The organism is Carboxylicivirga marina, from assembly GCF_016612505.1.
Classification (GTDB): Bacteria; Bacteroidota; Bacteroidia; order Bacteroidales; family Marinilabiliaceae; genus Carboxylicivirga; species Carboxylicivirga marina.
The window spans coordinates 135540-149001 of sequence record NZ_JAENRR010000003.1; the positions used below are offsets into that span (position 1 = coordinate 135540).

Genomic DNA, 13462 nt, shown 5'->3' on the forward strand with positions numbered 1-13462 from the left:
TAAGCTTTAATCAATCGTAAGAAACATGCAATTAAGACTACATAAATTCTGGGCACTTTCATTACTGGTTGCCTTCGTAAGTTCATGTGCCCCAAGTAATGAAAAACCGAATATTCTTTGGATTACCATTGAAGATACTTCGCCTCATTTTATTGGCTGTTATGGAAATGAAGATGCCAAAACGCCGGTTATTGATCAACTAGCCAGCGAAGGCGTGAGGTTTACCAATGCCTTTTCAACGGGTACGGTTTGTTCACCGAGTCGTACGGCCATTATCACAGGTGTAAAAACCTACAAAACCGGAACCGGTAATCACCGCAGTGCGATAGCTGTGCCTGAGTATATGAAGGGATATCCCTACTACTTGCAACAGCAAGGTTATTACACTTCAAATAATAAGAAGACGGATTATAATGTTGGTGACGAAAAAGCCTACACGGCTGAAGCATGGCATGAGTGTGCCGATACAGCTGGTTGGTGGAACAAGGCTGAAGGACAACCATTTTTTGCTGTCTTTAACTTCATGGATTCACACCAGTCGCGTACCATGACACATACTTATGCATGGTATAAAAAACAAGTATTAACTAAATTACCAGAAGAGGAACGTATCGCAGAGAATGACTTTGATATGCCTCCTTTTTATAATGATACACCAAAAATGCGTAAGCAATTTGCCCGTGTATACAACTCCCTTAAACTCACAGATAATAAAGTGGGTGCATTGCTGCAACGTTTGGAAGCCGATGGTTTAAAAGATAACACCATCATCTTTTTCTATGCCGACCATGGTGAAGGTATTCCAAGGGGCAAAACAAATGGCATTAATTTAGGTTACCGCGTGCCTTTTATTGCCTGGTTTCCTGAGAAGTTTAAGCACCTTTCGCCATGGGGTACAGGAGGTGTTGTAACTGACGAGCTGGTTAGTTTCGAAGATTTAGCTCCAACAGTTATAAGCCTGGCAGGAAGAGAAATTCCTAAGCATATGACAGGACGCACAATGATGGGCAGAAAACCATCAAAAGAAGCAGAACACCTGGTGCTTTCATCTGACAGGGCTGATAATGGCATTGATATGGTGCGTACAGTCACCAACGGAAAGTATGTCTATTCACGCAATTTTATGCCGTATTTGCCTGAGGTACGATACATTCGTTACATGGAAATAAGTGATATAAAGCAGCAGATGCGCCGCGATTATGAACAAAATAAGCTCAATGATGTACAAAAGAAGCTATTCGAAGCACGTGCTCATGAATACCTTTACAACATTGAAGATGATGAGTGGGAATTGAATAATCTGGTAAATGATGCCGCTCATCAGGAACTATTATCAGATATGAGGCAATTACTCAAAAAAGAGATGTTGGAGTCACGTGATATATTATTGATGCCTGAGTATGAATTAGAATTACTGGCTGACAGTATACCGCCTTACGAATACCGTTTGGGTGCAGATTACGCCATTGATGAAATACTGGAAAGTGCCTGGTTAGCTGGTGATAGAACTGATGATGCACTTGTTAAGCAGATTAATAATTTGTCACACGCCAATCAGATTGTTCGTTATTGGGCGGCAGTAGGCCTTTGTTCACAAAGTGATGATGTTTTAAAGAGGTATGAAGAGGAAATTAAGCAAGCCATGAGTGATGATTATGCACCAGTGGCAATCACTACAGCAGCAATTGCTTATAATCAGTTTGCTGATGAAAATGCAGAAGCACTGATAAAAGATTACTGCATGCACTCAGATAATAATCTGGCTTTAATGGCCATTCATTATTTAATGTATGTGGATAATAAGATGCCATTTGTCGATACAGTTAAAGCCTCACGCGAATTGGAAGGAAGAGATTATAACCCTAAAGCTGCAGCCGTTGATTTTCTTGGCAGTTTAGGGTTGATGCCTAATAATCCATCATACCGTCAGTAATTTTTTTACTGAGTTAAGTTATTAAACAAATATGCTTATAGCTTATGATGGCAAAGTTTAGTGTGTAGGCCGGTCAAAAAGGCGGGCCAGCGAGGGGATGTGGGATGAAGCTTCTTTTTGACTAGACTTTTTTGTTTACTTTTTGTGGCAATGACAATTATTGCGATAAGTGAAAACAGAGCCAATCTCGTTTGAGATTTGTTGAGCGGAGCAATAATGCAATAGAAAAAGTAAAGACTTGTCCCGTGTCAAAACGGGAGCCTATCCGGCTAGAGGATTATGAAAAATAGAATTGTTAATATGTAAGTTATCAACTATCGACTTGTATAATTTTAAATAAAGGACAGAATGACGCTATTCAGATTACTTGCAATTGCAGGCTTATTTGTTTTAGTAGCTTGTCAAACTACTAAAACACAAAAAGACAGTCATAAATCAAAGCCAAATATCATTTACATCATCCTTGATGATTTAGGCTATGGTGATGTTGGGTTTAATGGACAAGATAAAATAGAAACGCCCCGTATTGACCAGTTGGCGAAAGAAGGCATTATCTTCACCAATCATTACGCCGGTGCACCCGTATGTGGCCCATCGCGAGCCGTTTTGATGACTGGCAAGCACCTTGGGCATTGTACCGTCAGAGGTAATCCTCGCTGGACATTGTCGGGCACGCCTGTGGATATTGACTCATCGGATGTGACCATTGCAGAAGAACTAAAACGCGCAGGCTATCGTACTGGCATCGTAGGTAAATGGGGATTAGCCGAAAACCTATCGCAGGGACGCCCTAATGAGCAGGGTTTCGACTATTTTTATGGCTTCAACCGTCATCTACCAGCTCACCATTATTACCCAGAGCAGGTATATCGTAATGAAGAATTGATAACGATTGAAGGGAATATTACTGCAGAGAAAAAAGGACAATATATTACGGACCTTTTCACACAAGAAGCCAAAGATTTTATTCGCAGAGAAGCAAATCATTCAAGTCCTTTTTATTTACACCTGGCCTACACCACACCTCATTATGAACTAACGATACCTGCTGAGCGCAAGGCTATTTATGAAGATAAAGATTGGCCATTACGTGAGATGAAAGCAGGCCATTACCTCAATGATAAAAATGGACATGTAACCTATGCGGCTATGGTGACTGGTGTTGACAGGCAAATAGGTGAGGTGTTGGATTTATTGGACGAATTAAACATTGCAGATAATACACTCGTAGTCTTCACTAGTGATAATGGTCATGAGTATGATAAGCTTAATGATGAGTTTTTTAATTCTAATGGCGATGGAAGAGGTCGAAAGCGCGATTTATACGAAGGTGGTATAAAGGTGCCTTTTGCTGCCAAATGGCCTAATCACATTATACCTGGTTCAAGCTCAGAACATGTTAGTGCATTCTGGGATTTTTTACCAACCGTGTGTGATATAGCTGGTGTTGAGGCTTCTGATAAAAGTATTGATGGCATTTCTTTCTTACCATCGCTGCTTGGTGATGCAGAGCAACAGCAAGCTCATGACTATCTGTATTGGGAATTTAATGAGACTAAAGGACCTGTTCAGATGCTTCGTCAGGGGGATTGGAAATTATACCTATTCGTAGCAAAAAATCGTATTGAATTGTATAATGTTGCTTCAGATGTTTCAGAGTCCAATAACATAGCAAAGCAGCATCCTGAAAAATGTGAGCAGCTAACTGCTTTATTACAAGAAGCAAGAACGGAACATCCTGAATTTCCTCTGACCAAACGTCCTAACCCATATAAAAAGAAAAAATAGCTTGTTATGGTTTTTGTTGATAAATTGATGTTACATGTTTAATAGGAACTAAGGGCCTTGGCTGGTGAGCCATAAAACTAGCTTAGAATGACGGTTAAGAATCATTTTTGTTTGAGCAAAGCGAGTTTAAATGATTCCAGTCAAATAAGCGTATTTTTATGAGAGAAAGCAGGCACAGCCAAAGATTTTTTTGCTTTCTTTTTTCATCATGGAAAAAAGAAAGTCGGGTTTGGGCGAAGCGCCAATACTTTAAATAGAGTTAATTAATGAGATAATTATAACTTGACAGAAATGATTAAAACAAAAATGACTTGCTTGCTAATGGCCGGTGCAATGTTACTAGCATCTTGCCAGACAGCAAAAAAAGAAACAAAACAGGAAGGCCAAAAACCGAACGTGGTAGTAATCTACCTCGATGATTTGGGTTATGGCGATTTAAGTTCTTATGGAGCCACTGAATTACAAACACCTAATATGGATGCTTTGGCCAATGGCGGTGTGAAATTTACCAATGGATATGCTTCGTCAGCTACTTGTACACCTAGTCGCTATGCTTTATTGACTGGTGTTTATCCATGGAAAAATAAGAGTGCTAAAATCCTACCAGGAACAGCGCCTTTGATTATCGATACAGCGCAGGTGACTTTGCCAAAAATGTTACGTTCACAAGGTTATCAAACAGCTTTAGTGGGTAAATGGCACCTTGGATTAGGTTCTGGCCATGTCAACTGGAATGAAGCAGTATCACCAGGGCCAAATGAGGTTGGTTTTGATTATGCCTACTACATGGCGGCAACGCAGGATCGAGTGCCAACTGTTTACCTTGAAAATGGCATGGTGGAAGGTTTGGATCCCAATGACCCGATTGAAATCGATTACAAAAACAATTTCGAAGGTCAAACATCGGGTAAAGATAATCCGGAACTATGTGAGATGATGTGGCATCATGGTCACAACTCAACGATCGTGAATGGTGTGCCACGTATTGGTTTTATGAAAGGTGGCGAAGCGGCCAAGTGGAGCGATATTGATATGGCCGATCATTTCCTGGCTAAAGCGCAAGATTATGTGAAAGCACATAAGGACGCACCATTCTTCTTGTATTATGCCATGCAACAGCCACACGTGCCACGCACACCACACCCGCGATTTGAAGGAAAATCAGGCATGGGACCACGTGGTGATGTGATTTTGGAAGCCGACTGGTGTATTGGTGAGTTCATGAAAACATTAGAAGAAGAAGGTATTCTTGAAAATACCTTAATCGTGTTCTCAAGTGATAACGGCCCTGTGTTAAACGATGGATATTACGACGATGCCGTTGAAAAATTAGGAACGCATACACCTGCTGGTCCTTTACGCGGTGGTAAGTACAGCTTATTTGAAGCAGGTACACGTGTTCCATTTATTACATACTGGAAAGGTACTATTCAACCAGGTGTTTCTGATGCATTGGTGTGTCAAATGGATTTATTGGCTTCATTGGCTAAGTTAGTGGGTACACAAGAAGCAACAACTGATAGTGAAGAGCTAATGGATGCATTGATGGGTAAAACTACCGAAGGACGTGAGTCATTAGTTATCGAAGCGACTACCCGTACTGCTCTTCGTAAAGGTGACTGGTTGATGATTCCGCCATACAAAGGAGCGCGATTGAATAAGCATGTGAACATTGAATTAGGTAACGATAAAGCTTTTCAGTTATATAATTTGAAGGAGGATATTGGCCAGCAGAATAATATGGCTGATAGTAATCCGGAGAAGCTAGCTGAAATGTTGGAAGCTTTTAAAGCCATTCGCGGTGAAAACTATTCCAATACGCAGAAGTTAGAGTTGAAGTAAGATTGTTAAGCTGTAATAATTTATAAGGATGTCATCTTTTTTTACATGATGTAAATGATGACATCCTTTTTTTATAATCTAATTTCTAGGGTCACTAAAAGATTAACTACATTTAGCAACGAGCTCACAGTTCACCCCTGATTTAATAATGAGATAAGTATACTTTAAAACTGCAAAGTTTTTAATACCCAAGGTGATTATTGTGGCATACTTGTGTTAGAAAGGCATTTAATTCAGCGCATCAAATGAAAAAAATATATTGGTCTCTTTTACTTATTGTGGGTTTATATTCCTTTACAGGAACCAAGTATTCATTTCCAGATAATGTTCTAAAGAAGTTTAGGGCAAACAGCCAGTTACTCTATTCCGAGAAGTTATTTTTACATTTCGATCGCCCTTTATACTTTGCCGGTGATGAAATGTGGTTTCAATCCTATCTGATGACAGCGCAGAATCACCTGCCGGAAACAATGGAACGTGTACTTTATGTAGAACTCATTAATCCATCAGGAGCCATTGTAACAAAGAGCATGTTCAAACTCAACCAAGGTCATAGTGATGGTTATTTGAAGCTGAAAAACACTTTAAAGACAGGCCATTACCTGGTGGTGGCTTATACGAACTGGATGCGGAATCAAGGGGCTAATTTTTACTTTAGTCAGGAAATAAAAATCGTGTCATCCGATGAATCGGGTTTACCTGTTGATGATGATATAAAGCGAGCAACAGATAGTCAATCTCTACTTAATAATGATTCACATTCAAAAGCCATTATTTCCCCAAAGCAAACAGAACAACTAAACTTGAATTTCTTTCCTGAAGGCGGTGATTTAGTTGATGGGCTTTATACTAAGGTTGGCTATGTAGGGCATAATCAGGCTGGTGAAGGTATGTCATACTATGGTGTTGTGGTGGATAATAATAATGATACCGTTGCTGCGTTGAATCCCATATATAAAGGACAAGGTTTTTTCTTTATTAAGCCTGAATACGGGAAAAAATACAGAGCTATTATCGATGGATTTGAGGAAGCCCAATATGATTACTCATTACCAGAGGTAAAACAAACGGGCTATCGATTAGGGATAGCCAATGAGTGGGGAAGAGATTCACTTTATGTCTTTATGAATGTACACAGCTCGCTTCCTGCTAATGCACAGGTCAGCTTGCTCTCACAACAGGATGGCATTATTAAAGGGGTTTACGATGCTCAGTTCAGAGATGGTGCTATTGTTTTTAAGGTTGCTAAAAAACAGTTTGCTACCGGGATTGTGCAATTCACCTTATTTGATGCCGATTATGTACCACAGTGTGAGCGTTTAATTTACATCAATCAGAATGATCAACTATCCATTGAAGTGAATGGTTTAGATTCACTGATTGGCAAGCGCGAAAAAGTAAAGCTAAAGTTGAAAGTAAAGGATAAGCTGGGTCAGCCTGTGCAAGGTCATTTCTCTATGGCCATTACCGATGGAACTCAGTTGCCAGAAGAGCATTACGGTGCAGCCAATATTGTGAACTTCCTGTATTTGCAATCAAACCTAAAAGGTAAAATCGATGATATCGACATGTTATTAATGAATAATGCTTATTCGCATGCCTGTTTGGATATGTTAATGATGATTAATGGCTGGCGCCGTTTTACCTGGGAGGAAATGCTTCTGGATTCATTGGCTACACCAGCTTACTTAATGGAGCAGGGCATTTTTATTGATGGGGTGGTACGTCGTCGATCAAGTAATAAAACGGTACCTAAAGGTATCGATATTTCAATGCTCATGTTTGGTCATGATAATGATGCCTATTGGGCTGAAACGGATGATGAGGGACGTTTTACCTTTCCCATTCGTGATTTCTATGACACAACAAAAGTAGTGGTTCAAACCAAAAACAGGCTTAATCAGAAGGCTGATTTTAATATTGAGTTAAGCTCTAACCTGCGCTTCGAACCAAGTGATTTTAGTGCTCGTGAAAGAATGCAGGCACAACAGATAGCTTCAGCCATTCAATTTACGAGTGCAGACTTAAGTGAGGGAGACGTTCACGCTTCAAAAGGGGGCATGAAAGAAAGCATTAAGCGTGTTATGGAGGAAGGATTTTTTCGGGATACCACTGATGTGATGCTGGGTGATATCGATGTGAAAGCAAAAGTGAAAAAGACTTCACAGCAGGAGATGACTGAGGAATATGGTGCAGCCAATCAGGTGGTTGGTCAGCGTCAGATTGAAGATTTAATCAAGAATACGCCCTGGTATTATGGCCTCACAAGTTTATTGTTCGATGCTATTCCAGGCCTGCAGGTGATGGACCGTCAGAATTTTACAGCCTTTAGAGAGATAGATTTATTTAATTCAACCTTATATGCTGACTCTGTTGATATAGATGAGGAAGATGACTTTGATATGAATACATCTGGCAAGGTGGTTGAGTTTCGAATGAAAGACCGAGGGCCACATCGAATGTATCTGTATGTCGATGGAGAGTTTGTTGGCGTATCGGATGCTTATGGCATATTGTACTTTATGCGCGAACCCTATACCGTGGATGATTTCATCAATATGGATCCCAAGTCGGTCAAATCACTCGAACTTATTTTGTCGCCAAAGGATTCACCCATGCGCGATTTAATGGGTGACGAAGTAATGGCTATGGAGGAAATGACAGGTTCAGAAGCCATATTATCCATTTACACCAAGGATGGTTCAGGCATATATGCGCGTGGTAATAATAAAGGCATAGCTAATTTTCAGTTGTATGGCTATGTGCGAAAGCGAGAGTTTTATTCGCCTCAATACGATGTTGATAACGATGTGGATATACTGGAGGATAAACGAACAACTTTATATTGGAATCCATCCATCATAACTGATAGCCTTGGTAAGGCTAAGGTATCATTTTACAATTCAGATGTGGCTCAAGACATGCGAATTCATATTGAAGGTATGTCTGATAGTGGCTTGCCGGGCACTTATAGGCAAACGATGAAGGTGATGGCGGCAAATACCGATATCCCATCATCTAAAGAAACGCCCGAAAAAGAAAGGTTATTTGAACAGGATTATGCCGAATCACCAGAGATATCCCTAAACACTGAATGGCAACTGAAACAAGCTTTATTTGCTAATGGCAAACCAGCTTCCTATGCAACTATATGTATCAGAGGAAAAGAGTGGAGTACCATTGCCAACGCCGATGGTTCATTTGTATTTCAAAAGGATGTGTTAATGCCAGGCGATACACTTGAACTGAATGTTGCCGGCCTGGCTAGTAAAGTTCAGATGACAGATGAAATTAATCAGGAAAAGGCATACGTGTTAATTAACTTAACGCCAAAAGCCAATCAGGAGAACGCTGAGAAGATTTTGAAGCAGATGCGACGACGCTTGATTAGTAATTCATCAAAAAAGGCCATTTTTGCGCGAGGCGTTTATCGCGAAAGTATTGCAAAGAGCAATCACTTATACCAGTTACGAGACTTCTCTTTTATTCAAAAAAGAGAGCCCTACCGAACCTCTGTTGATGCTCATAGAAGCATGCCCTTGCAAGGACGCGACTACCGAACGGAAGATTACAGGATGCAAGTTCTTTATGAACCATTAACCATCATTGATGATCCGGTGCCTGTTATGGATCCTTTACATTTGAATGTATCTTTTCTGGGGAGTGATGCCAGCAAGTATTACCAGTTCGTTAATGAAGGAATCTCTGATTATATTGGGAAACAGGTTTTTCGCATCAACTTTTCTCCAAAGCTAGGTGTTACCAAGGCACTACATGAAGGCACAATGCTGATTGATGCTTCAAGTTATGCTCTTATGCATGTTAAATGGAAACTAAGTGAACAGAGTAAAATCTACGAAATGCCTCAGATGTATTTAATGCCAGGAAAAGAAATCAGTGATTTCTCGGTTATGAAAGAACACAATGAGGCCTTTTATCATATGATTAACGGACAATCTCAGCTAAGGGCTGTTGTGCAAAATGTGTCCCTCAATGTGAACAGTGATATCATTCAATATTCACGTGAATTGTTTATGCAATCGTACTTTGAAAAACGGCCTGCTGATTTTAAACCTGCTGGCCTGAACAGTAAAAAGTCTCGTCGCTTGCTGATTCAACATGTCAATTATAGGCCTGAATTCTGGCGTGACGATTGGGTTCTGCCAATCAAGCAGTCAATAAAAGAGCAAATAAAATACTTGCATGAGGTAACTTTTTACAAGTAATGTCAATTTATGTCGGACAATATTGCTTGACAATAGTATTTTTAGGATGTCATCTTTATTTACATTGAGAAAATAAGATGACATCCTTTTTTTTGTTTAGTCTTAACATCGTTTCAAGATCCTAAAATTATTAAGAAGAATAAAAATCTGTTATTTTAAGTCAGATATGTGTTCACAAGCTAAGTTAGATAGCTTTATTTTCGAACTTTCATTAAGATATGAGTATGAAGAAACTATTTATATTGTCGGCCTTTATGATGGCTTGCGCATGTCAGGTACACGCAAAAAAAGAACAAAAACCCAACCTTATCATTATCCATACCGATGAGCATAACCTACGTACCTTAGGGTGTTATCGGGCGACCATGAGTGATGAGCAAGCCTTTATGTGGGGCAAGAATACCATTGTAGAAACACCGCATTTAGATAAAATCGCTGAGGAAGGGGTTCTTTGTGAAAATTGGTACGCTTCATCACCTGTTTGTACGCCATCACGTGCTTCAATGATAAGCGGATTATACCCAATAGCTACCGGTTCACACAAAAATGATTTACCACTGAAAGATGAGCTGGTAACTTTCGCACAGGTTCTCAAGGACAATGGGTATGCCACATCTTATGTTGGCAAGTGGCACCTGGATGGTGATGCCAAACCTGGTTTTGCACCTGAAAGGCAGTTTGGTTTTAGTGATAACCGTTACATGATTAACCGTGGTCACTGGAAAGTATTAGTCGAAGACGAGAAAGGTTTAAGAGTTGACCAGAAAATTGGTAAAAATGGCATGGCGGTGTTTAATGTCAATGAGGTTGATGACGAATCTTTTACCACTGATTTTATTGTTGACCGTACCCTGGAAATTATCAAAAGAGATAAAGAACAGCCATTTGCATTGATGCTTTCTATTCCTGACCCACACGGACCAAATCATGTGAGAGCACCCTATGATACCATGTTTGACCATATGAACTTTGAAGATCCTAGAACCATGCATCCAAACCCTGAAACTTCACCTAAGTGGTTAAGTCTTAAGGGTAAAAAGAACAGGGCGCTGACTCTTAAACAAACACAGATGGCCGACTACTTTGGCATGACCAAATGCATAGACGATAATGTGGGGCGTATCCTTCAGTTTTTGAAAGACGAAGGGCTGGAAGAGAATACCATTGTGGTATTTACATCCGACCATGGTGATCTGATGGGAGAGCACGGGAAGCATAACAAAGGTTTGCCTTATGAAATGTCGGCAAGAGTGGCCTTCTTATTGAAGTATCCTGGAAAGGTAAAAGCCGGTAAACGCATTCAGAAAGCTTACACCATGGCCGATTTTACGCCAACTATTCTTGGATTGATGGATGTTGACCATAGCAAACAGACATTCCATGGCGAGGATTTATCAAAGGATTTTACAGGTAAAGACAAAGTGTATGCAGATGATCGCATCGTTTACATCACCAATGCTGCAAGCCGTTGGGTGGCCGCGGTTGATAATCGATATAAATTGGTGCTATCACCATCAGACAAACCTTGGTTATTTGATTTAAAAGAAGATCCGGATGAAATAGTAAACTATTACAACAATCCAGAATATAAAACCATTGGTGAACGCCTGATGAAAGAATTATACAAACAAATGGAGGCCTTTGGTGAACCATTATTAGAGAAAGGAACGATATTGAAATAAAAATTACACCTAAAGAATAATCATCTTTAACACCCCTCCAAACCTCCCCTGAAAGGGAGGCTTAATTCCCATACTAAGGTAAAAAGTTACGACATACGAGATGTGCTCTCCTTCTCCTTGAGGAGAAGGTCGGGATGAGGTGTTAACTTTAACAATGATTCAATTATAATATGAAACTACTAAAAACCATATCACTCATACTGCTAATAAGCTCATCAGCATGTATGACGGCATCAAATAAAGAAAAAGCCAAGGCAGAGACTCCTAATATCCTATTCATCGCCATTGATGATATGAATGACTGGACCGGCTTTCTGGGAGGCCATCCACAGGCCATGACACCTAATATGGATAAGCTGGCCGCTAAAGGCGTGAACTTTATCAATGCCCATTGTTCTGCGCCAGGTTGTTCACCTAGTCGTAACGCTTTATTATATGGTGTTGAGCCATTTAATTCTGGCTTGTACCCTTTTTATGAACATGCCATTCATGAGCAGTTGATGGAGCGCTACACCACCTTACCTCGCTTGTTAAAGGAGAATGGCTATAATACGTATGGAGCGGGTAAAATACACCATGGAAACAAGGGGGATGAGCGTGAGTGGAGCGATTTTTTTGAATTGCAGAACTCCAGAAAACAATTTAGGGAAGGTGCCGGCTATCAGGTTGGTAATAGCAAAAAGAATTCATTTCGCCCTACGGTGAATGCCGATGAAGAACATGTGGATCACCAGGTGGCCAGCTATGGCATTGAAGTACTAAAAGAAGAACACAAGAAACCATTCTTTCTGGCCGTTGGTTTGGTAAAGCCACACCTGCCGTTCGATTGTCCCGAACGCTTCTTTAATGCTTTGCCTGATGATATTGAGGCGCCAGCTATATTGGCTGATGATTTGAAGGATATACCTACCGAAGGCAATAGCTTCCGACGAGCAGGTGACGACAAACGTTTTAAAAAAGATAAAGCCTGGGAAGATGTACGACGTGCTTACTTAGCCTGTATTTCCTGGACCGATTACAATGTTGGGCGTGTGCTGGATGCTTTGGAAGCAAGTCCGTATGCCGATAACACCGTGGTGGTCCTGTGGTCCGACCATGGTTTTCATTTGGGTGAGAAAATGAGCTTTAAGAAGTTTACCCTGTGGGAAGAAGCCACTCGTGTCCCTTTTATTATTTATGATGGCCGAAATAAAACACATCAGGGAGCTCAGATCTATAAACCAGCTGTTTCATTAATCAATATCTATCGCACCCTTGCAGACCTATCAGGTATCGAAGTTCCCGCATATGTTGATGGTGAAAGTTTAGTACCTGTTTTAGAAAATACAGATACGGAATTGAGTAAACCAACAATTACTTCATGGGGAAGAGGTAACTATGCGGTAAGAACAGGCGAATGGCGATACATCCGATACTTCGATGGTACCGAGGAGTTATATAACCACCAGTCAGATGCCAATGAGTGGCATAACCTGGCCAATGATAGCCAATATCAAAGTAAAAAAGAGGAACTGGCAGCCAGACTACCTAAGCAAGATACTGAAACCATCCAGGAGTATATCTCTCCCTGGAGCGTGTATGGTGTGGATAAAGAAAAGTGGAAATCAAAGAAATAGATTGGGAAGTAGTGTAGGTTTATTACAAACATTATGCAATTCCCCCATCGCCTGACGGCACTTCCCCCAAGGGAAGAATTTGACCCGTATATAATTCTCCCCCTGGGGAGAAACCCGAAGGGAGAGGGGGAGAAAATTTTCAAACACACTATTTTAAAGAATTAAAAACTCATAGGAAATTGTATGTATAGAAATAATGTGTGTACTGGTAAAATAATACCTCACCTCACTCCTCTCCTGTAAGGAGAGGAAGTACTCAACATGGGACGTTGGAGCATTAAAAAAGTGGCTTTGTATCGCCGTGGATGCGTTCTCCTTCTCCTCGAGGAGGATTTATTCCGCCAAAGCGGAAAGGCCGGGATGAGGTGTTTAAGA

Annotated in this window: 6 protein-coding genes; all 6 read left to right on the forward strand. The window is 40.5% G+C overall.

Translation table 11 applies throughout. The features are described 5' to 3' along the window. The first annotated feature begins 25 nt into the window (after positions 1-25). Positions 26-1933 carry a sulfatase family protein gene (locus JIV24_RS02300; protein ID WP_200463385.1) on the forward strand — a complete coding sequence of 636 codons (1908 nt, stop codon included), beginning with the start codon at positions 26-28 and terminating at the stop codon, positions 1931-1933. A 348-nt stretch (positions 1934-2281) separates the two neighbouring features. Continuing rightward, positions 2282-3721, forward strand: a complete 1440-nt coding sequence (locus tag JIV24_RS02305) for an arylsulfatase (protein ID WP_200463386.1) — start codon at positions 2282-2284, stop codon at positions 3719-3721. Positions 3722-4012: 291 nt separating this feature from the next. Further along, on the forward strand, positions 4013-5563 hold the full coding sequence (locus tag JIV24_RS02310; protein WP_200463387.1) for a sulfatase family protein: 1551 nt from the start codon (positions 4013-4015) through the stop codon (positions 5561-5563). Positions 5564-5808: 245 nt separating this feature from the next. Further along, the gene (locus tag JIV24_RS02315; RefSeq protein WP_200463388.1) at positions 5809-9789 is read left to right on the forward strand and encodes a hypothetical protein; all 3981 of its coding nucleotides are present in this window, start codon (positions 5809-5811) and stop codon (positions 9787-9789) included. A gap of 224 nt (positions 9790-10013) precedes the next feature. Further along, positions 10014-11471: a sulfatase family protein gene (locus JIV24_RS02320; RefSeq protein ID WP_200463389.1), complete on the forward strand. Its 1458-nt coding sequence runs from the start codon at positions 10014-10016 to the stop codon at positions 11469-11471. A 170-nt stretch (positions 11472-11641) separates the two neighbouring features. After that, positions 11642-13087, forward strand: a complete 1446-nt coding sequence (locus tag JIV24_RS02325) for a sulfatase (RefSeq protein ID WP_200463390.1) — start codon at positions 11642-11644, stop codon at positions 13085-13087. Positions 13088-13462 lie beyond the last annotated feature (375 nt).